The sequence below is a fragment of the Kitasatospora sp. NPDC091207 genome, assembly GCF_044768625.1.
In the GTDB taxonomy this organism is placed as follows: domain Bacteria; phylum Actinomycetota; class Actinomycetes; order Streptomycetales; family Streptomycetaceae; genus Kitasatospora.
Genome location: NZ_JBIVVS010000014.1, coordinates 19,238 through 37,357 on the forward strand (window position 1 = coordinate 19,238; position 18,120 = coordinate 37,357).

21 protein-coding genes are annotated in these 18,120 nt (G+C 74.8%); 11 read left to right on the plus strand and 10 right to left on the minus strand.

Features of this window, described 5'->3' with window-relative positions; all coding sequences use genetic code 11:
• Nucleotides 1–37: 37 nt before the first annotated feature.
• Together ACIQTO_RS22590 and ACIQTO_RS22595 are read right to left on the minus strand one after the other, a co-directional pair.
• Nucleotides 38–847, minus strand: a complete 810-nt coding sequence (locus ACIQTO_RS22590) for a leucine-rich repeat domain-containing protein (RefSeq protein WP_402390805.1) — start codon at nucleotides 845–847, stop codon at nucleotides 38–40.
• 59 nt (nucleotides 848–906) lie between these two features.
• Entirely contained in the window at nucleotides 907–1,530 is a 624-nt protein-coding gene (locus tag ACIQTO_RS22595; RefSeq protein ID WP_402390808.1) for a DedA family protein, read from the minus strand.
• 239 nt (nucleotides 1,531–1,769) lie between these two features.
• Here ACIQTO_RS22595 and ACIQTO_RS22600 point away from each other — a divergent pair, with 239 nt between their 5' ends.
• The 3 genes from ACIQTO_RS22600 to ACIQTO_RS22610 all read left to right on the plus strand — a co-directional run bounded on the left by ACIQTO_RS22600 (nucleotide 1,770) and on the right by ACIQTO_RS22610 (nucleotide 4,935).
• A complete protein-coding gene (locus tag ACIQTO_RS22600; protein ID WP_402390809.1) occupies nucleotides 1,770–3,161 on the plus strand; it encodes a histidine-type phosphatase in 1,392 nt (463 codons plus the stop codon).
• A gap of 121 nt (nucleotides 3,162–3,282) precedes the next feature.
• Nucleotides 3,283–3,870, plus strand: a complete 588-nt coding sequence (locus ACIQTO_RS22605; RefSeq protein WP_402390812.1) for a hypothetical protein — start codon at nucleotides 3,283–3,285, stop codon at nucleotides 3,868–3,870.
• A 165-nt stretch (nucleotides 3,871–4,035) separates the two neighbouring features.
• Entirely contained in the window at nucleotides 4,036–4,935 is a 900-nt protein-coding gene (locus tag ACIQTO_RS22610) for a hypothetical protein (protein WP_402390814.1), read from the plus strand.
• Between the two features lie 82 nt (nucleotides 4,936–5,017).
• On the opposite strand, the gene ACIQTO_RS22615 is transcribed toward ACIQTO_RS22610, so the two are convergent.
• Nucleotides 5,018–5,434, minus strand: coding sequence for a TetR/AcrR family transcriptional regulator C-terminal domain-containing protein (locus tag ACIQTO_RS22615; RefSeq protein WP_402390817.1), 417 nt, complete (start codon nucleotides 5,432–5,434; stop codon nucleotides 5,018–5,020).
• Nucleotides 5,435–5,473: 39 nt separating this feature from the next.
• Nucleotides 5,474–5,902 (minus strand): MarR family winged helix-turn-helix transcriptional regulator, encoded by a 429-nt coding sequence (locus ACIQTO_RS22620; protein ID WP_402390820.1) that lies wholly within the window; start codon nucleotides 5,900–5,902, stop codon nucleotides 5,474–5,476.
• Between the two features lie 131 nt (nucleotides 5,903–6,033).
• On the opposite strand from ACIQTO_RS22620, the gene ACIQTO_RS22625 reads away from it, so the two are divergent.
• Nucleotides 6,034–6,918, plus strand: coding sequence for an MBL fold metallo-hydrolase (locus ACIQTO_RS22625; RefSeq protein ID WP_402390823.1), 885 nt, complete (start codon nucleotides 6,034–6,036; stop codon nucleotides 6,916–6,918).
• A gap of 96 nt (nucleotides 6,919–7,014) precedes the next feature.
• Here the strand turns inward: ACIQTO_RS22625 and ACIQTO_RS22630 are convergent, their stop codons facing one another.
• Nucleotides 7,015–7,590 carry a TetR/AcrR family transcriptional regulator gene (locus ACIQTO_RS22630; RefSeq protein WP_402390826.1) on the minus strand — a complete coding sequence of 192 codons (576 nt, stop codon included), beginning with the start codon at nucleotides 7,588–7,590 and terminating at the stop codon, nucleotides 7,015–7,017.
• A 144-nt stretch (nucleotides 7,591–7,734) separates the two neighbouring features.
• Between ACIQTO_RS22630 and ACIQTO_RS22635 the strand changes: the two genes are divergently transcribed.
• Entirely contained in the window at nucleotides 7,735–8,883 is a 1,149-nt protein-coding gene (locus tag ACIQTO_RS22635) for an FAD-dependent oxidoreductase (protein ID WP_402390828.1), read from the plus strand.
• A 231-nt stretch (nucleotides 8,884–9,114) separates the two neighbouring features.
• A complete protein-coding gene (locus ACIQTO_RS22640; RefSeq protein WP_402390831.1) occupies nucleotides 9,115–9,366 on the plus strand; it encodes a DUF5302 domain-containing protein in 252 nt (83 codons plus the stop codon).
• Between the two features lie 203 nt (nucleotides 9,367–9,569).
• Here ACIQTO_RS22640 and ACIQTO_RS22645 read toward each other — a convergent pair whose 3' ends face one another.
• Both ACIQTO_RS22645 and ACIQTO_RS22650 read right to left on the minus strand, forming a co-directional pair.
• Entirely contained in the window at nucleotides 9,570–10,784 is a 1,215-nt protein-coding gene (locus tag ACIQTO_RS22645; protein ID WP_402390833.1) for a GDSL-type esterase/lipase family protein, read from the minus strand.
• A 97-nt stretch (nucleotides 10,785–10,881) separates the two neighbouring features.
• The gene (locus ACIQTO_RS22650; protein ID WP_402390835.1) at nucleotides 10,882–11,451 is read right to left on the minus strand and encodes a TetR/AcrR family transcriptional regulator; all 570 of its coding nucleotides are present in this window, start codon (nucleotides 11,449–11,451) and stop codon (nucleotides 10,882–10,884) included.
• Nucleotides 11,452–11,597: 146 nt separating this feature from the next.
• Between ACIQTO_RS22650 and ACIQTO_RS22655 the strand changes: the two genes are divergently transcribed.
• Nucleotides 11,598–11,882 carry a hypothetical protein gene (locus ACIQTO_RS22655; RefSeq protein WP_402390838.1) on the plus strand — a complete coding sequence of 95 codons (285 nt, stop codon included), beginning with the start codon at nucleotides 11,598–11,600 and terminating at the stop codon, nucleotides 11,880–11,882.
• A gap of 56 nt (nucleotides 11,883–11,938) precedes the next feature.
• Here the strand turns inward: ACIQTO_RS22655 and ACIQTO_RS22660 are convergent, their stop codons facing one another.
• From ACIQTO_RS22660 to ACIQTO_RS22670, 3 genes are all read right to left on the minus strand, one after another.
• Nucleotides 11,939–13,120 (minus strand): hypothetical protein, encoded by a 1,182-nt coding sequence (locus ACIQTO_RS22660; RefSeq protein WP_402390841.1) that lies wholly within the window; start codon nucleotides 13,118–13,120, stop codon nucleotides 11,939–11,941.
• A 121-nt stretch (nucleotides 13,121–13,241) separates the two neighbouring features.
• Nucleotides 13,242–13,670 carry a nucleoside deaminase gene (locus tag ACIQTO_RS22665; RefSeq protein WP_402390844.1) on the minus strand — a complete coding sequence of 143 codons (429 nt, stop codon included), beginning with the start codon at nucleotides 13,668–13,670 and terminating at the stop codon, nucleotides 13,242–13,244.
• Complete coding sequence (locus ACIQTO_RS22670) at nucleotides 13,667–14,530, minus strand: LLM class flavin-dependent oxidoreductase (RefSeq protein ID WP_402390847.1); 864 nt, start codon at nucleotides 14,528–14,530, stop codon at nucleotides 13,667–13,669. The genes ACIQTO_RS22665 and ACIQTO_RS22670 overlap by 4 nt, the downstream gene beginning before the upstream one ends.
• A gap of 94 nt (nucleotides 14,531–14,624) precedes the next feature.
• Here ACIQTO_RS22670 and ACIQTO_RS22675 point away from each other — a divergent pair, with 94 nt between their 5' ends.
• The 4 genes from ACIQTO_RS22675 to ACIQTO_RS22690 all read left to right on the plus strand — a co-directional run bounded on the left by ACIQTO_RS22675 (nucleotide 14,625) and on the right by ACIQTO_RS22690 (nucleotide 18,026).
• Complete coding sequence (locus ACIQTO_RS22675; protein WP_402390850.1) at nucleotides 14,625–15,092, plus strand: Lrp/AsnC family transcriptional regulator; 468 nt, start codon at nucleotides 14,625–14,627, stop codon at nucleotides 15,090–15,092.
• Nucleotides 15,093–15,204: 112 nt separating this feature from the next.
• Nucleotides 15,205–16,359: an anion permease gene (locus ACIQTO_RS22680; protein ID WP_402390852.1), complete on the plus strand. Its 1,155-nt coding sequence runs from the start codon at nucleotides 15,205–15,207 to the stop codon at nucleotides 16,357–16,359.
• A complete protein-coding gene (locus ACIQTO_RS22685) occupies nucleotides 16,356–16,604 on the plus strand; it encodes a hypothetical protein (RefSeq protein ID WP_402390854.1) in 249 nt (82 codons plus the stop codon). Before ACIQTO_RS22680 ends, ACIQTO_RS22685 begins: the two co-directional genes overlap by 4 nt.
• Before the next feature lie 171 nt (nucleotides 16,605–16,775).
• Nucleotides 16,776–18,026, plus strand: coding sequence for a ricin-type beta-trefoil lectin domain protein (locus ACIQTO_RS22690; protein WP_402390857.1), 1,251 nt, complete (start codon nucleotides 16,776–16,778; stop codon nucleotides 18,024–18,026).
• The last annotated feature ends 94 nt before the right edge of the window (nucleotides 18,027–18,120 follow it).

Consider the following 18,120-nt stretch of genomic DNA (forward strand, 5'->3'; position numbering starts at 1 on the left):
GGACCGGCGCCCGCGTCGGCCGTCCGCCCGCCCCGGGTCAGTGCGGTCGTCGGCCGGCGGGCGGCTGGTCGACGCCCGGCCCGCCGGTGTGCGGCGCCCGGACGTAGCCCTCGGCCGGCTCGGGCAGCGCGTCGACACAGCTCGTCGAGCAGGCGTTGACCAGCAGGGGCAGGACATCGGCCCCCGAGGTGCGGAGCGAGATCCAGACCTGGCGCAGCTCCGCGGCCCCGACGCGCCGGTCGCAGACACTGCACGTACGGATCGAGGCCGCGCCCCGCACACCGGGGTCGAGGTCGTCGAGGTCGACGGCCCCGGTCGCCACGGCCGCCAGCGGTGGAAACGGCGACCTCGTCTTGTAGCTGCCGTAGAGGGCACGGGTGCTCACCGTGCTGCGCCGCAGGCCCGGGCACCTGGTGAGCTCGTACGGGAACCAGTGCAGCCGGTAGGAGGTGTACGGACTGAACTCCTCGAGGCTCCGCATCGCGCCGATCTCGGGCGGGACGCGCACCAGGTTGCTGCCGTACAGCACGAGGTGTTTCACGGAGGTGAGCCCGGCGATGCTCGGCGGGAGCGTGACGACCTGGCGGCGCTCCTGCGCGGTGAGGTCGGCCAGCGGCTTGAAGACCTCGCGGCGGTCGGCCGCCGCCTCCTCGACCAGTTCGAGGAGGCGGATCCATCCCGGCGCGGTGGTGTCCTGGCGCTCCGGGTGGAAGCGGGTCGGTCGCGGCCGGCCGGCGCCGCGCCGCTCGACGCAGGCGCAGGCATCGGACGACGGACGGCGGCCGCCAGGACCGTAGGCGTCGGTCCAGCGGTCGAAGAACACCTGCGGCGTCGATTCCCCGGTCATCCGCGCACCGTAACAACACCGCGCCCGGGGGGTTGCGCCGGCCCCGGCCCCCGCGGGCGCTACCCCTTGCGGGAGCGCAGCAGCAGGGGCAGCAGCGAGAGCACCACGACCCCGGCCACCAGCAGCCACAGGTACTGCTCGATCCCGGGGACGGCGGCGCCCAGCCAGTACCCCAGCAGCACCAGGCTCTGCGACCAGAGCACGCCGCCGACGATCTGCCAGACGGTGAAGGTGCGGGTGGGCACGTCCAGCATGCCCGCCAGCGGACTGAGCACCGTCCGGACCAGCGGCACGAAGCGGCCCAGGACGATCGCCTTCCGGTAGCCGTAGCGGCGCAGGAGCGCCTCCCCCCGGGCCGCCGCCGACTTCAGGCGTCCGCTCCGGGTCCGGGCCAGGACCGGCCGGCCCCCGTGTCGCCCGAGCAGGAAACCCACCTGTGCCCCGGCCACCGCCCCCACCGCGGCGCAGACCATCACCTGCCAGAGCGACAGGTGGGGGCCGGTTCGGCTGCCGGCGGCGCAGAGCACTCCGGCGGGCAGCAGCAGGGTGTCACCGGGGAGGAAGAACCCCACCACCAGCAGCCCCGACTCGGCGAAGACCACCACCAGCACGGCCAGCGCGCCGAAGGCGGCGAGCAGTGAGTCCCCGCTCGTCGGGTCGACGGCCAGCAGTGCCCCGGTCACGGGGGCCCTACCGCAGCCGTCCGACGGTTCGGGGGCCGTCCTGCGGGAGTACTGGACACGTGGTGAACCGTACTCGCGCCGCCGCTCCACCCGCCACAGCAGCCGGCGCGGGCCCCCGGACCGGCGCGGGCGAGTTGCCCGCCCGTGCACCGGGCCGACACACGGGGGATGCCCGGCGGCCACGCGGATCGGGTGGGATCGGCCCGGCTCTCCGTCCCCGAGCGACCCCTGGACTCCCCGTGCGACGTTCTCTCACCTCCACCGTGGCGCTGGCCGCCTCCGCGCTGCTGTCCGTGGCGGTCGCCGCCCCCGCCCGGGCGCACGACGGCCCGGCGGCCGGCGCGGGCTTCGGCACGCCGGCGGGCGCCACCACCAAGGCGCCCTACCGGCCGTCGCAGAGCGTCCGGAGTCTTCAACAGGCGCCCGCCGGCTACACGGCGGTCTTCACCCAGACCGTCTCCCGGCACGGGGCCCGCGCGCTCAGTGACAGCGAGGACGGCGACCTCCTGCTGAAGCTCTGGCAGCAGGCCGCCGACGAGGGCGCGCTGACCCGCCTGGGCAGGAGCTTCGGCCCCGATGTCCGCGAGCTGCTCGACGCCAACGCGAAGGTGGGCTACGGAGCCCTGACCGGTCAGGGTCGGCGCGCCCTGCGGGACACCGCCGAGCGGATGGAGCGGCGGCTGCCCGGCCTCTTCGGCCGGATCGCCGCCGGGGCCGACGACCCGGCGGGACCGGACCGGATCGATGTGGTCAGCTCCGGCCAGCCGCGGGCGGTCGACTCGGGGACGGAGTTCACCAACGGCCTGGTGGCGGGGGAGCCGGCGCTGGCGAAGGCCGTCGACCCGGCCAGGACCGACACCGACCTGCTCTACTTCCACAAGTCCGCCGTGAACAAGGACTACACCGACTACGTCAAGAAGGACCCGCGGCTGGCCGCCACCCTGGCCGCGATCCGTGACCAGCCGCGCAGCCACGAGGCGGCCCGGCACGTCCTGGAGCGGATCTTCACCAAGCAGTTCGTCGCCCGACTCGCGGCCGGCGCCTACCCCTTCGCGGGGAACGAGCTGGACGCGGCCCAGGCGGTCTTCAGCCTGTACAGCGTGACCGCCGACCTCACGGACGAGGGCGACTGGCACCTCGGCCGCTACATCGGCCCCGACGAGGCCGCCTGGTTCGGCTACCTCGACAACGCCGAGGAGTTCTACACGAAGGGGCCGGGCTTCGCGGGCCGGGACATCACCTACAGGATGGCCGGGGTGCTGCTCGACGACCTGTTCCGCAAGGTCGAGGACCGGCGGGCGGGCACCGGCGGCCTGGGCGCGGAGCTGCGCTTCACCCACGCCGAGGAGATCATCCCGCTCGCCGCGCTGATGGGGCTGCCCGGCAGCACGGCGCAGGCCACCGAGGCGTCCCCCTTCTCGTACGCGAGCAACGCCTGGCGCGGCGCGACGGTGGCCCCGATGGGCGCCAACATCCAGTGGGACCTGTACCGCAAGGGCGAGAAGTACCTGGTGCGGATGCTCTACAACGAGAAGCAGACCGCGTTCCGGCCGGGTTGCGTGCCGGTCTCGAAGGGCAGCTACTTCTACGACGTCGACGAGCTGGAGCGCTGCTTCGGCCGGGCGTCGTAGCGGGCGGCCACGGGCAGGGCCGGGCCGGGGCGGGGCCGGGGCCGGGGCGGAGTGGCGCCCCGCCGTGCTGTACTACGCGTTCACCGTTCACCACCGCCCGTATTCAGGAGCGAACCGTCAGATGAGTGCCACCTGCCCCCAGTGCGCGATGCCGGACCGGTCCGTCCCGGTGTCGCACGCCCTCGTGGACACCGCGCAGCCGCTCGACGAGCCACTGCGTGCGCTGCTGTCGCCGCCGCCCGAGCCGCCGCCGGCCCGGGAGGGCCTCAGCGGGGCCGCGATCGCGCTGTCCGTCCTGGCGGCCGTCTTCTGCCTGCTCGGGGTCCTCTCGCTCATCCGCAACCGCGGGGAGCTGGCCGGCTACGACCCGGACTACCGGGTCGGCTACCTGATGGGCCCGTTCGTCCTCCCCCTGATCCTGCTGGCGATCGCCGCGATCGTGGAGGTCGTGAAGCGGAGCCGCCGCTCGCGGGCCTCCGGTGGGCCCGGCGCCGGCACGCCCGAGGAGGTGGCGCGCCGGAAGCGGCACCTCCTGGTGTGGCAGGCGGGGTGGCTGTGCCGGCGTTGCCGGGTCGCCTTCTTCCCCGAGGCGTCGATCCGGCAGGGGTTCCCCGCGTCGCCGGCGATACCGCTGGAGCAGTTCCCGCTCTGGGTGATGACCGCCGCCGAGCGGGCGTTCGGCCCGGACGCCCGGCCCGTGGCGAACTGACCCCGTCCGTTCCGGCCCGCCTTCCCGCCCGCCGCGCGTCGGCCGCCGCCCGTGCCCTGTGCGCCTGTTGTGTGCGCCTGTCCTGTGTGCCGCCGCCCGGGACACGGCCGGTGGCGGCCCGGTGGCCGGGGGAGGAGGATGGCCACGCCGAGGAGGTGTGGCCGAGTGGCGGACGAACAGGGCATCCCCACGGGCGCGGTGGGCGCCGCGGGGTCCGGTGACCGGACGGCGCTGCGCCCGGAGGAGGTCGCCCGGGACGGGACCGGTGCCCGGCCGCCCGCGCTGAGCGTGTCGGACGCCCGTACCGGGCGGAGCACCGGGATCCCGCCCGGGCGACGCATGGTGCTGAGGGTCGACGTCCTGCCGTCCTTGGCCGGCGGCCGGACCGGGGCGGCGGACCTGCGGGCCGCGCTGGTCGGTGACGTGCTGCAACGGGTCGCGGAGATCGAGGGCCTCCAGGTGGTGCCGGTCCTCGTCCTGCCGGACGGCGCCGCGGCGGAGCCGCCCGCCGCCTTCGGGCGCGCCGCGGCCGCTCTCGGTATCCACCCTCCCGCGGCCGTCGTCGCCCCCGGGGACCTGGACGCGGCCCTGGGAGGCCCGCCGGACGTCCGGGTCCTGGCGGCGGGCGCCGAGCGGGCGGGCGCCGCGGCGGGTGTGTGGCTCGCGGTCGGTCCGGCCGGACCCGAGCCGGGGGGCGGCCTCGCGGCCGGCCTCGGCTCCGGCGCCGTCGACGCCGCGGCGGTGCGGCTGGCGCTGCTCGCCCGCCCGTACCGCGAACCGGTCGGGACGGGCCCGCGCGAGGTGGCCGAGGCGGCCGCCACCCTGCGGGACTGGCGTCGGCAGGTCGCCGACTGGGCCTGGACGCCCTCGGAGCCCGTCCCGGACGCGATCCGACGGCAGGCCGCGGCCGCGTTCACCGGTGACCTGGACACCCCGGCCGTGCTCGCGCTGCTGCACCGCGTCCGGGCGGCGCCGGGCCTGGCGGAGGGCGCCCGCTTCGAGACCTTCGCGGCCCTGGACCGGGTGCTGGGTCTGGAGCTCACGCGCGACGTCGGCCGTCGCTGACCGCCGCGCCGGCGGTACCGCACGGCCCGCGAAGCGCACCGGCGGACTGTCGCCGGCCCGCCGGGGGCCAGGCCGCCGGGGGTCAGGCCTCCGGGCGGGGGGTGACCGGGGTGCCGTTGATGACGGTGCGCAGGATCCAGGCCAGGCGCTGCTCCGGGGTGCCGGGGAGCAGGTCCGCGCCGAGCGCGGCGATGCGCGGGTGGCTCTCGGGGGTGGTCGCCCGGAGCGCGTCGGCCAGCGCGCCGTGCTCGTCCTCGGCGTGGGCGTCCTGGTCGCGGCCGGCCTGCTCGGCGGCGATCGCGGTGGCCGTCTGGAGGAGGACGTCGACGCCCCAGGCGGCCTGGCCGTCGGGGACGTCCCCTTCGTGCAGCAGGGTGAGGACGGCCTCGACGAGGGCGAGGTAGTTCGGCCCCGAGGGGCGGGCCAGCAGCGCCGAGTGCGCCAGGCTGGGGTGCTGGAACAGGACCTGGGACGGTCTGCCGGCCCTCTTCGGTGCCACCGGGTGACCGCGCGTCCGCGCCTCGACCCGGCCGCCGTCCTACCGGGTGGCGATGACCTGCTCCAGCAGGCCGCGCAGGACGCGCTGCTCCTGAGGGTCGAGGGCCGACAGCGGCGAGTCCACGGCGAGGAGCACGAGGAGGCGCTCGCGCAGCGCGGTCCCCTCGGGGGTGAGGACGAGCTGCTTGGCGCGGCGGTCGGTGGGGTGGGGGTGGCGCCCGATCAGGCTCTGCTTCTCCAGCTTGTCCACCACGAAGGTGGTGTTGGAGGGTTCGCAGCTCATGCGTTCGGCGAGCTCCCGCATGGTCATCGGCCCGCTCATCTCGCGCAGCGCGGCCGCCTGGGAGGCGGTGAGCCCCAGGGTGGCGGCTCGCTCCCGCACGTGCTCGGCGATTCGCTGGGCCAGTCCGTTCACCAGGCCGCACAGCTCTCGCTCGGCGATGGCCCGCGGCTCGGGTGACGGTGTCATGTGACCACTCTAGCAAATTCGTCAAGCCAACATAATTGCAACTTGAATGATTCGAACTGGATGCATATGGTGGGCGTCGTCGCCGGGGGAACGGCAGCGACGACCTGACGGCAGGGCACGGGAGAGAACTCATGGGTGATGTGACGGTGGATCAGGGTGCACGACTGCGCCGGCCGGCGGGAATCCGTTCGATACGGCTGGGCGACACCACGGTGTCGTACGTGCCGGACGGCGACGTGCGACTCCGCCCGCTGGACCTGCTCCCGGGCACCACCGACGAGGTGTGGGCCGCGCACCCCGAGTACCTGGACGCCGACGGCCATCTCGTGGGGAGCGTCGGCGCGCTGCTGGTGGAGCGCGGAAGCCGCGCGCTGCTGATCGACGCGGGCTTCGGTCCGCGGACGTACGAGGCGCCCGAAGGCCCCCTCGCCACGATCCGCGGCGGCGCGCTCGTGGACAGCCTGGCCGCACTCGGTCGCGGTCCCGAGGACATCGAGGCGGTGGCCTTCACCCACCTGCACGCCGACCACCTCGGCTGGGCCTGCCTGCCCGCGCCCGGCGGTGACCGGCCGGTGTTCTCCCACGCCGCCCATCTGATCTCCGAGCCGGAGTGGGACGGGCGGGGCGTCCTGGCGGACCAGGGTACGGCCGAGCAGGTCGCGGCCCTGGCGCGGCGGGTCCGCACGGTCGCGGACGGGGAGGAGGTCTTCCCCGGCGTGCGGGTGCGGATCACCCCCGGCCACACCGTCGGGCACGCCGAGTACGTCATCACCGGGGGCGGGCGGCGCCTGATCGCCTTCGGTGACGCCGTGCACTCGCCGATCCAGATCGACCACCCCGACTGGTCCTCGGGCTTCGACCACGATCTGGCGCGGACCGCCGGCCACCGTGCGCGCCTCGTCGCCGAGCTGGCGGAGCCCGGCACGATCGGCTTCGGCGTCCACTTCGCCGACGTGGTGTTCGGGCGGGTCCGGCCGGGCGGGGAGGGCCCGGCCTGGCAGCCCGTGGACGCCTGACCGGACCCGGACCCGGACCCGGGCGCGAACCCGGGCGCGAACCCGGACGCGAGGCGACCGGCCGCGGCTGGAGCGCCGCCGGGCCCGCCGGCCGGCCTAGGCGGCGCTCCAGCCGTGTTCCAGGAGATCGAAGGCCGCGTCGACGGCCCGGGCCGGATCGTCGGAGTCGCGGGCGAGGGCCGAGGCTTCGAGGGCGAACCGGGCCAGGGCGGTGCAGCGCGGGTCGTCGGCCGCGGAGCCGGTCGCCCCGGCGACGGCGCGGGCGAGCGCGTCCTGGTGGCGGATCCACATCCGGTGGGCGTACTCGTTCAGCGCGGGGGTGTGCCGGACGAGGTCGGTGAAGGCGTGGAACCGGGGGTCGGTGTCCGGGGCGCGGAGCTGGGCGCGTTTGACGTACTCGCGCAGTGCGGCGGGGATCGACCGGTCCGGCCCCCGGTCGACGACGGCCGCGACGAGGCCGGCCTCCCGGTCGCCGTCCTGGTCGAAGACCAGCGCCTCCTTGCTGGGGAAGTGCTTGAGGAGCGTCGTGGTCGACACGTCCGCGGCCTCGGCGACGTCCCGGATGGTCACCCGGTCGTAGCCGTGTTCGAGGAAGAGGTCGAGAGCGGCGTCCGCCAGGGCCTGGCGGGTGGCGGCCTTCTTGCGTTCGCGGCGTCCGACGGTGGCATCCATAGCGGCATCGTACCGGAAGGTGTTCGAGGCAAAAAGTTGTGTCGTTGCACTTTTTTGGTCAGTGTGTTTTTGTGGCGATGTCCGGCCGGCGAGCCGAAGCCCCGCGCCCGCCTGGCCCCGAGCACCCCGTAGGAAGGCCCTGCCATGCCCACCACCAGCTCGCTCCGCGTCGGGATCGTCGGCGCCGGCCCCGGCGGTCTGATCTGCGCCCGCGTCCTCCAGCGCCACGGTGTCCCCGTCACCGTCTACGACCTGGACTCCTCCCGGACGGCCCGGGACCAGGGCGGCACCCTCGACATGCACCGGGACTCCGGCCGGCGCGCGCTGGCCGAAGCCGGTCTACTGGACGGCTTCCTCGCCCTGGCCCGTCCCGAGGGCGGGCAGATGCGCCTGCTCGGCCGCACGGGGGAGGTCCTCCTCGACGCCGCCGCTCCGCGGAGCGCCGAGGAGGGCGACCCCGAGATCGACCGCGGCCTGCTGCGCGGCCTCCTGCTGGACTCCCTCGCCCCGGGCACCGTGCGCTGGGGGCACCGGCTGGAGCGGGCCGAGCCGCTCGGCGGCGGCACCCACCGCCTGCACTTCACCAACGGCGCCACCGCCACGACCGACCTCCTCGTCGGGGCCGACGGCGCCTGGTCCAAGGTCCGCGGGCTCCTGTCCGACGCCCGGCCCGGCTACACCGGCGTCACCTTCGTCGAGACCGGCTTGGACGACGCCGACACCCGCCACCCCCGGCTCGCCGCCCTCACCGGCGACGGCACGATGATGGCCCTCGACGACAACCGGGGCGTGATCGCCCAGCGCAACGGCGGCGGGCACATCCGCGTCTACGCCGGTCTGCGGACCGACGAGGCGTGGTACCGGCGGGCCGGTGTCGACCTGACCGACGCCGCTGCCGTACGGGCGGTCCTCCTCGACGCGTTCGGCGGCTGGAGCGGTGATCTGCTCGGGCTCGTGACCGACACCGACACCGGCTACGTCAACCGGCCGCTGTACGCCCTGCCCGTTCCGCACACCTGGCCGCACACCCCGGGCGTCACCCTGCTCGGCGACGCCGCCCACCTGATGTCCCCGTTCTCCGGGATGGGCGCCAACCTCGCCATGCTCGACGGCGCGGACCTCGCCCGCGCCGTCCTGGCCGGCCCCACCCTCGACGCCGCCGTCACCGCCTACGAGAACGTCCTGCTGCCCCGTTCCGCCGCGGCCGCCGAAGGCGCGGCCGAGGGCCTCGCCGGTGCCTTCGCCCCCGACAGCGCCGAGCAGACCCTCGCCCACCTGGCCGGGCGCCATTGACGGGCCGTGCGCCGGCCGGCCCGGCGGGCACCCCGCCGGCACGCGTGCGCGGCGCCGGGACCGGGTCCGCCGCCCGAAGACGATCACGGGGGCCGTGGGCGCGACCGGCCCGGGGCGCGGTACGGGCTCCGGCCGGGCGGAACGGGCACCACCGGTGCGAGGGGGTCCGTCGGACGTGACATGGTTGTGCGTGAAGCCGCCAAGCGGCAGCACCCTTCCAGGAGGTCCTGTATGAGCAGCGAATCAACGTCGTCCGAGAACCCCGAGCACCAGGAGAACGCCGCGAGCCCGGAGGCGGCACAGGCCGCCGCGGCGCCGGCCGCGCAGGACGACGTCAAGGCCCGGTTCCTCGCGGCGCTGGAGCGCAAGCACGGCGCCAAGGGCGGCGGCGCGGCCGGTGGGCCGAACGGCGACTCGAAGATCCACGGCGCCCACGGCGCGGTCGGCGGCAAGCGCAACTTCCGTCGCAAGAGCGGTGGCTGAGCACTCCGCGGGATGAGCGGAGCCGCCGGGCCCGGTGCGGACCGGGCCGCGGGGCAGGTGCCCGGCGGGCGTCCCGGGGGCGCGCCGCGCCGTGCGGGGGCGGCCGCCCGGCGCGTCCGGTGTTTCCGCCGTCCGGTCCCTCGCGGGCCGGGCGGCGGTGCTGTCCGGCCCGGGAAGGGCGGCCGGCCCGCGGTGGGGGTGTGTCAGCTGCCGCTGCCGAGCCGGTCGCCGGGGGCCCGGCGGGCGGCGAACGGGCGGCCGGGGGCGAAGGCCAGGGCGGCGAAGTGTTCGCCGATGCGGCGGTGCGCGGCGGTGTCCGGGTGGAGGCGGTCGGGCAGCGGCAGCTCGGCGAAGTCCGCTTCGCCGTAGAGCGCGCGGCCGTCGAGGTGGTGCAGGTTCCGGTCCTGGGCGGCCCGCTGCCGGACGATGCGGGCCAGCTCGTCCCGGATGACGCGCAGGGTCAGCTTCCCGCTCGCGCGGTCCGCCGGATCGCCCGTGGCGCGGAACCGCAGCCGGCCGGCGCTCAGGGCGGTGAGGTCCGGCGCGCTGGGGCCGGGGGTGTCCTCGTGGATGGGGCACAGGATGGACGAGACGACGAGCAGCGGCGTGTCGGGGTGTCCCTCCCGGACGGTGTCGAGGAAGCCGTGCACGGCCGGGGTGAAGGCGCGCAGGCGCATCAGGTCGGTGTTGACGAGGTTGATGCCGATCTTGAGGCTGATCAGGTCGGCGGGCGTGTCGCGCATGGTCCGGGCGGTGAACGGGTCGAGCAGGGCGCTGCCGCTCAGGCCCAGGTTGATCAGCTCCACGCCGCCGAGCGCGGCCGCGAGCGCCGGCCAGGTGGTGGTGGGGCTCGCGGTGTCGGAGCCCTGGCTGATCGAACTCCCGTGGTGCAGCCAGGTCCTGCGGCCCCGGTCCGGTGCGGGCTCGACCGGGGCGTCGGTGCGCAGCGCCACCAGCTCGGTGGTCTCGTTGTGCGGCAGCCAGATCTCGATGTCCTTGACGCCCTCGGGCAGCGTGGGGAACCGGGCGGTGCCGACCAGGCCGGGCCGGGTCTGCGCGGATCCGGTGGACAGGTCGACGGTCAGGGTGTCGCCACCGGCCACCCGGGCCTGTCCGGCCGGGCGGCCGTCGACGAGCAGCTCGTACACGCCGTCCGGGCGGGGCGGGGCGCCCGGGTAGACCCGTTTGGTGGGCAGGGTGTCCAGCTCGACCGCGGTGGCCCGGGTGCGGAAGGCCAGCCGTACGCCCGAGGGCTGGGACTCGGCCATGGCCAGCTGTCCGTCGGTGTTCCGGGCGCGGACCCAGGCGGGGAGGCGGTGCGGCAGCAGGCCGCGCTCGGTCGGCTCCAGGTCCAGGGCGCCGCGCAGCAGTTCGGCGGTGACGGGCGTGGTGATCCGGGGGCGGGGGGCGGTGTGCATGGGCGTCAACCTTGTGTTCGGTGAGGTGGCGGAGGGCGCGGACCGGTTACGGGCCGGGCTCCTCCCCGGCGCCCGCGCGGGGGAGGAGCCCGGGCCGTCAGGGGGCGGGCCAGTTCCGCAGCAGGGCGTCGAGGGCGTCGAGGACACGTGACCAGGACTCCTGGGAGTCGGGGGCGCTGTGGCTGAAGCCCCCGGCCAGCTCCAGGTCGATGTAGCCGTGGAAGACGCTCCCCAGCAGCCGGACGGCATGGGTCCGGTCCGGTTCCGTGAGGTCGTAGCCGCGCAGGATCGCCCGGGTCATCTCGGCGTGGCGGCCGCCGGCACTGGCGGCCGCCGCCTCCGGGGTGAGTCGTAGCCTGGTCGCGGCGTAGCGGCCGGGGTGCTGCCGCGCGTAGTCGCGGTAGACGTCGGCCAGGGCGATCAGGGCGTCCTTGCCCGCCCGCCCGGCCAGCGCGTCGGCGCCCCGGTCGGCCAGCTCCTCCAGGGCGAGCAGGGCGATCCTGGTCCTGAGGTCCTGGGAGCTCTTCACGTGCGAGTACAGGCTCGCGACCTTGACGTCGAACCGCCTGGCGAGTGCCGAGACGGTCACCTGCTCGAAGCCGGCCTCGTCGGCCAGCTCCGCGCCGGCCCGTGTCAGGCGCTCGGCGGTCAGCCCCACGCGTCCCATGCTCATCCCTTCGTTCGGCAGAATCGATGATGCATTTGCCTAAAGCCTTTAGGCAAATGGACATGCACTGTAGGGATGGCTGGGAGCGGTGCGGGGTGCGCGGGGGAGGACGGCGTCGAGCTTCGGCGCCGTCCGCGACCGGCTGGGTGTCGCCAGAGGTCCCGTTCGCGGCGACCAGTACCGGCGCCGTGATCCGCCGGATCGTCGACACCGGCCCCGACCGGGCCGCCCTGGCCGCCGTGCGGGCGCTCGACCCGGCCCTCGCGGCAGCCGTCGAGCAGGCCCTGGCCGTCGAGCCGGCGGGGCGTCCGGCGGACGGCTCGGCCCTGGTGGAACTGCTGACGGCCGGCGGGGAGGCGGACCACCGCCCGCTCCACCCGGACACCGTCCGGGAACAGATCACCCTGGGCTGGCGCACGCTGGCGCTCTGAACGCCGGACCGGGCGGCAGCCGACGGGGCGGGGGCGCCCGTTCTCAGCCGACGTTCTCAGCCGACCTGGAGCCGCCAGCCGGAGAACGAGCTGTCCGTCACCCGGATCAGACAACCGGGGGAGAGCGGTGTGTGGAGGACCGCGGGCCTGCCACCGTCCTGCGGGAAGGCGGACGCGGAGCCGAGCCGGCGGAGATCCTCGCCCAGCGAGTCGGCGGTCACCGATCCCGGGTCGTCGTTCGACGCCAGGTTCACCAGAGCGAGGCGTCCGGCCCGGCCGCCCCGTCGGCTCCGGCCGGTCCACCGCAGTATCTCGGGGCCGCGCCCGGTCACGGTGTCACCGAATTCGCGGGCCCCGGCGATCGGGTCCACCCGCGCCTCCCACCGGCCACTGCTGCGGATGTCGATCAGCTCCGTCCCCTCGCCTGCCCCGATCAGGTCACTCCCGGTCCGCTCGGCATAGGGCGAGTGGTACAGCCTCACCCCGTGTGCTCCGCCCCAACTGCCGACCAGGAGATGATCGTTGTCCCGTGGCACGGTGAACGACAGGAGTGCGGGCCGCCCGTCGTAGCGCAGGACGTCATGGCCCTCGCCCTCCGTCCGGTCCACCAGCCGCCGCAGGTGGTCGAGGTCGAGCAGCCGCGCCCACCACGGACCCTCCGCGCCGGCCCGGACCCGCAGGGTCGGCAGGTTCGCGGTGTCGTCGGTGTGCCACAGCAGCATGCGCTGCGGGGACACCGCGGTGATCAGGCGGAAGTCCGCCCGGCGGTCGCCCCGCGGCCCGTCGATCAGCACGCCGACGGGCCGGCGCTCGACGAGTTCGTCGAAGCCGAACTCCAGCACCGCCGCCCGGCCCCGCTCCGGTCGGGCGAACACCGCCGAGTCCTCCCCCCGGCCCGCGTACGCCCCGTCCGGTGCCCGGAAGGCGTCGAGCCGCTCGTCGGCGGGCGCACCGGGTACGGCGTCGCGCGGCGGACCGTCGGTGCTCTCCCGCAGCCGCAGCGTCCACTCGCCCCGGTGCCGGACCGACAGCTCGGCGAAGGCCGGCCTCCACTGCGGCGGGACCAGCAGGCTGCCGCCCGCGCCGTCGAAGACCACCTCCACCGGCGCGTCGCCCGACGGCCGGGAGAGCCGCAGCGTCAACGACCGCCCGGATCTGCCCTCCACGGTCAACAGCACGGTCCGAACCCCGGCGGGGAAGGACGGCGCGACCGTCCCGTTGCCCTGCCCCCGACCCACCCACAGCTCCGTCACAGCGGCCCCCCCAGAACGCGATCGACGGGACCACTGTGCCGGAGTCGTGGCCCGGGGGACACCCCCCGCGGCTCCGTCACCGGGCCCGGCCGGGGTGCCCCGGGGCTCAGCGGTACCAGGCCTCCACGACGGGCCGCACCTCGTCGAGCAGCGCGGGGCCGACCTGCGGCACGGGAAGGCGGCCGCTGCCCGGCCGGATGTCCAGGAGCTGTTCGCCGGACAGGGCGAACACCACCCGGCGCAGCCCGGCCTGCTGGACGGCCGCCTCGCACATCCCGCACGGCTGGCAGCTGGTGTACATCGTGGTGTCCGCCGCCGCGGCCGCGGTGAGCTCCCTGGCGGCCCACCGCGCCAGCTTCAGTTCCGGGTGCGCGGTGATGTCCCGGTCGGTGAGGGTCGTGTTGCGCTCCTCGGCCAGGACCGTGCCGTCCGGCCCCGCCAGCAGGGATCCGAAGGGCGGGTTGCCGCTCGCGCGCGCCTCGGCGGCGAGGGCGATGGCCCGTCGGAGGAGGGTGTGGTCGTCGGGTGCGGTCATGACTGTTCCGTTCCGTCGCGGGTGGTGAGGAGGTGTGCGGCCACCGTGGCGAGAGCCTGCCAGCCCTGGTGCGGGTCGAGGGTCGTGGCCGGGTCACCGTGGTACGGGTCCAGGACGACGGTTTCGGCGCCCAACCGCCGTAGTCCGTCCAGGTCTTCCAGGACCTGGTCGATCGTGCCCTCGCCGGCGAGCCGCTGCGCTCCGTCGACCGGCGCCGGGGTGAGGCGCAGGGCGATCCGGGGGGCCAGCGCGGGCGCGGGGAGCCGCTGGTCGTCCGCGGCCGCCTTCAGCCGGCCGGCGGCTTCGCGCAGCCACGGCATGGTGCACCGCAGCGGATGCCAGGCCTGGCCGAGCCGTACGGCCCGGCGGATCCCGGCATCGCTGTTGCCGCCGACCCAGACCGGGATCGGGCGGTGCCCGTAGGAGGCGGTGTCCGCCCAGGCGGCCCGGATGTCCCGCAGATGGCTGTCGGTCAGGCGGCCGCGCCGCTCGAACGGGATCCCGAGGGCGGCGAACTCCTGCCGTGCCCACCCCACCCCCACGCCGAGGACCAGCCGGCCGTCGCTCAGTTCGTTCAGGTTGGCCGCCATCCGGGCGGTGACCAGCGGGTGCCGGTAGGGGGTGATGAGCACCGTGGTGCCGAGCCTGACCCGGGTGGTCAGGCCGGCCAGCCAGGACAGCGTGGTGAAGGGCTCGTAGAACGGTGCGGGGTAGCGTTCGGCGACGTCGGGGGTGATGGCGATGTGGTCCGAGAGCATCAGCAGGTCGAAGCCCAGACCCTCCACGGTCCGGGCCCAGTTCCGCAGGACCCCGGGGTCGGTGCCGGGGCCGAAGTTGGGGACGTTGACTCCGATCTTCATACCGTCGAGCCTAGCCAGGGCCTACGGGCCGTCAGAAGGGATTCCTGCCTGTTCGGAGGCCGTTCGCCCGTGGATTCGCCGGTAATCTGATCGGATGACCGAGACTCTTGACCCGACCGACTGGGCGATCCTGGCCGAACTCCAACGCGACGGCCGCATCGCGTTCACGGAGCTCGCACGGCGGGTGAACCTGAGCGCGTCGGCGACGACGGAGCGGGTGCGGCGGCTGGAGGCGGCCGAGGTGATCACGGGGTACCGGGCGGAGGTGGACCTGGAGCGGACCGGGTACCCGGTGCTGGCGGTGGTCCGGCTGAAGTACCCGGGGAGCAGGCACGAGCCGCTGCGCCGGCTGCTCGCGGAGCGCCCGGAGATCCTGGAGTGCGTGCGCACCACGGGGGACGACTGCTACGTGCTGAGGGTGGCGACCACGTCGATGGCCCACCTGGAGGAGATCGTGGACGCGCTGGCCCAGTTCGGGAGCACGACCACCAGTCCCGTCCTCAGCCGGACGCTTCCGCTGCGGGGACCGTGCGCGCCGCGGGAGCGTGCCCGGCCGCTCTGACCGGTCGTCCGGCTGGACCGACTGGACCGACCGGGTGACCGTGTGCGGCGGTGTGGCGCGCCAGGCCGCCACATGACGGGCCGGAGCGGTCGGCGGTCTAGCGTGGGGCCCCGTGACCGGCAACGACGCGGTCCTGGCACTGGTGGTCGCCACCGCGCTGGGGTTCGACTTCACGAATGGATTCCATGACACCGGCAACGCCATGGCGACCTCCATCGTCACCGAGGCCCTCCGCCCGCGCGTCGCGGTCGCCCTCTCGGCGGTGCTGAACCTGGTCGGCGCGTTCCTGTCGACCGCCGTCGCGGCGACCATCGCGAGCGGACTGGTCCAGAGCGGTGACGTGACGCTGACCGTGGTCTTCGCCGGTCTGGCCGGCAGCATCCTGTGGAACCTGGCGACCTGGTACCTCGGTATCCCCTCCAGTTCCTCGCACGCGCTGATCGGCGGCGTGGTCGGGGCCACGATGGCGGCGGCCGGTGCCTCCGCCGTCAAATGGCAGGGCCTGGTCTCCAAGGTGATCGTGCCCGCCACCCTGTCGCCGTTCATCGCCGGCACCGTCGCCACGGTCGGCACCTACCTCGTCTACCGCCTCACCCGGGGCGTGTCCGAAGGCCCGCGCGACCACGGCTTCCGGATCGGCCAGGTCGGTTCGGCCTCGATGGTGTCGCTCGCCCACGGCACCAATGACGCCCAGAAGACCATGGGCGTCATCACGCTGGCCCTGATCGCCAACGGCACCCTGGAGCCCGGGGCCACCTCCCCCACCTGGGTGATCACGTCCTGCGCGGTGGCGATCGCCCTGGGCACCTATATCGGCGGTTGGCGGATCATCCGGACCCTGGGCAAGGGACTCCTGGAGATCGGGTCGCCGCAGGGCATGGCCAGCGAGTCCGCTTCCGCCGCGGTGATCCTCGCCTCCACGGACTTCGGCTACTCGCTCTCCACCACCCATGTGGCCACCGGGTCGATCGTCGGCGCGGGGGTCGGCAAACGCGGCGCCGCGGTGCGCTGGAACGTCGCCCGCCGGATGGCGGTGGCCTGGCTGTTCACCCTGCCGGCCTCGGGGCTGGTCGGTGCCGCGGCCTACTGGGCCGCGAACGGGATCGGCGGGACCATCGGCGTCGTGGTGATCTTCATCGCGGTGGTGCTGGCCGCGATCGCCTTCTACGTCGCCTCCCGCCACCAGCCGGTGACACCGGAGAACGTCAACGCCGCCTGGACCGGTTCGGTGGTCCCGGCACCCGACGCCAACGAGGCGGCCTCGTGAACTCCTGGATCAACCTGGACGCGCTGTGGCAGATCGTCGTGGTCGGCCTGCTCGCCGGCGCCGGCCTGCCGGCCCTGTTCGCCGTCGGCCTGCGCGCCCTCAACCCGCCGGCCCGGACGGCGGGGCCCCGGGCCGCCGGGGGGCCGACCGCCGGCCCGGCCGGCTACGCGGTGGCCGGGCTGTGCTTCGCGGTGGTCCTCGCGGCGATCGGCTGGGGCATCTCCGTCATCGTCCACCACAGCTGACGGCCCGTTCGCGCGGTCCGTACCGCGTCGTCGCCATCGGGTGCGGCCGCTGCCGTCGGCCCGGGGGCTCCGTTCAAGTGATTGACAGGGTTCCGTCATGGGAGTTCACTTCGTGAAGAAAGGTCCCGGCCGGGCTCCCCCACGACCCCTCCCAGACCAAGGCGGCTGCGTATGCCCTCGTCCATCCAACGACGCTCACTGGCAACCACGTTCGGCGTGCTGCTGGCCATGGTCGCGGCCATCGGCTGGGGTCCGACCCCGGTCTCAGCGGCTCCGACGACCGTTCAAGCAGTGAACTTCGAGGACAACTTCGACGGTCCCGCCGGGTCGGCGGTCGATGCCGGCCGGTGGCAGACCGAGACCGGGGACAACGTCGACAACCACGAGCGCCAGTACTACACCGCCGGCAACGCGAACGCCGCGCTGGACGGCCAGGGCCACCTGGTGATCACGGCGCGGCGCGAGAACCCGGCCAACTACCAGTGCTGGTACGGCACCTGTCAGTACACCTCGGCCCGGCTGAACACCTCCGGCCGGTTCGCCCAGGCCTACGGGCACGTCGAGACCCGGATGAAGGTCCCGCGCGGCCAGGGCATGTGGCCGGCCTTCTGGATGCTGGGCAACGACATCGGCCAGGTCGGCTGGCCGAACAGCGGCGAGATCGACGTCATGGAGAACGTCGGCTTCGAGCCCGGGACGGTGCACGGGACCATCCACGGCCCCGGCTACTCGGGCAGCGGCGGCATCGGCGCCGGCTACAGCCTCCCGGCCGGCCAGGCCTTCGCGGACGCCTTCCACACCTTCGCCGTCGACTGGGCGCCCGGCTCGATCTCCTGGTCCGTGGACGGCACGGTGTACCAGCGCCGCACCCCGGCCGATCTCGGCGGCCGGAGCTGGGCCTTCGACAAGCCGTTCTTCCTGATCCTCAACCTGGCCGTGGGCGGTTACTGGCCCGGCGACCCGGACGCCGGCACCGCCTTCCCCCAGCAACTGGTCGTGGACTACGTCCGGGTGACCACCTCCGGCGGCGCCCCCGCGGGCGGCACCCTGACCGGGCCGGCGGGCAAGTGCCTGGACGTGGCCGCCGCGGCCACCGCCAACGGCACCCAGGTCCAGCTCTACACCTGCAACGGGACGGCCGCGCAGCGCTGGACGGTCGGCACGGACGGTACGGTGCGCGCGCTCGGCAAGTGCCTGGACGTCAACGCCGGGGGCACCGCCGACGGCACCAAGGTGCAGCTGTGGGACTGCAACGGCACCGGCGCCCAACGCTGGTCGTACAACGCGGTCACCCACGACCTGGTCAACGTGCCGGCCGACAAGTGCCTGGACGTCGCCGGCGGCAGTCCGGCCGATGCCACGGCGACCCGGATCTGGACGTGCACCGGGGCCGGCAACCAGAAGTGGACGCTGAACCCCTGAGCACACGGCCGTGGCCCCGCCCCCCCCCCCGCGGCCGGGGCCCCCGGGGGGGCCCCCCGGCGGGGGGGCGCGCCCGGCGCCCCCGGCGGGGGCG

Excerpts from the sequence above, each read along its gene's own strand:
- ACIQTO_RS22640 (WP_402390831.1), top strand. The coding sequence starts at position 9,115 with ATGAGCAGCGAATCAACGTCGTCCGAGAACCCCGAGCACCAGGAGAAC.
- ACIQTO_RS22590 (WP_402390805.1), bottom strand. The coding sequence starts at position 847 with ATGACCGGGGAATCGACGCCGCAGGTGTTCTTCGACCGCTGGACCGAC.
- ACIQTO_RS22650 (WP_402390835.1), bottom strand. The coding sequence starts at position 11,451 with ATGGGACGCGTGGGGCTGACCGCCGAGCGCCTGACACGGGCCGGCGCG.
- ACIQTO_RS22620 (WP_402390820.1), bottom strand. The coding sequence starts at position 5,902 with ATGACACCGTCACCCGAGCCGCGGGCCATCGCCGAGCGAGAGCTGTGC.
- ACIQTO_RS22675 (WP_402390850.1), top strand. The coding sequence starts at position 14,625 with ATGACCGAGACTCTTGACCCGACCGACTGGGCGATCCTGGCCGAACTC.
- ACIQTO_RS22630 (WP_402390826.1), bottom strand. The coding sequence starts at position 7,590 with ATGGATGCCACCGTCGGACGCCGCGAACGCAAGAAGGCCGCCACCCGC.
- ACIQTO_RS22690 (WP_402390857.1), top strand. The coding sequence starts at position 16,776 with ATGCCCTCGTCCATCCAACGACGCTCACTGGCAACCACGTTCGGCGTG.
- ACIQTO_RS22670 (WP_402390847.1), bottom strand. The coding sequence starts at position 14,530 with ATGAAGATCGGAGTCAACGTCCCCAACTTCGGCCCCGGCACCGACCCC.
- ACIQTO_RS22635 (WP_402390828.1), top strand. The coding sequence starts at position 7,735 with ATGCCCACCACCAGCTCGCTCCGCGTCGGGATCGTCGGCGCCGGCCCC.
- ACIQTO_RS22625 (WP_402390823.1), top strand. The coding sequence starts at position 6,034 with ATGGGTGATGTGACGGTGGATCAGGGTGCACGACTGCGCCGGCCGGCG.
- ACIQTO_RS22645 (WP_402390833.1), bottom strand. The coding sequence starts at position 10,784 with ATGCACACCGCCCCCCGCCCCCGGATCACCACGCCCGTCACCGCCGAA.
- ACIQTO_RS22605 (WP_402390812.1), top strand. The coding sequence starts at position 3,283 with ATGAGTGCCACCTGCCCCCAGTGCGCGATGCCGGACCGGTCCGTCCCG.
- ACIQTO_RS22665 (WP_402390844.1), bottom strand. The coding sequence starts at position 13,670 with ATGACCGCACCCGACGACCACACCCTCCTCCGACGGGCCATCGCCCTC.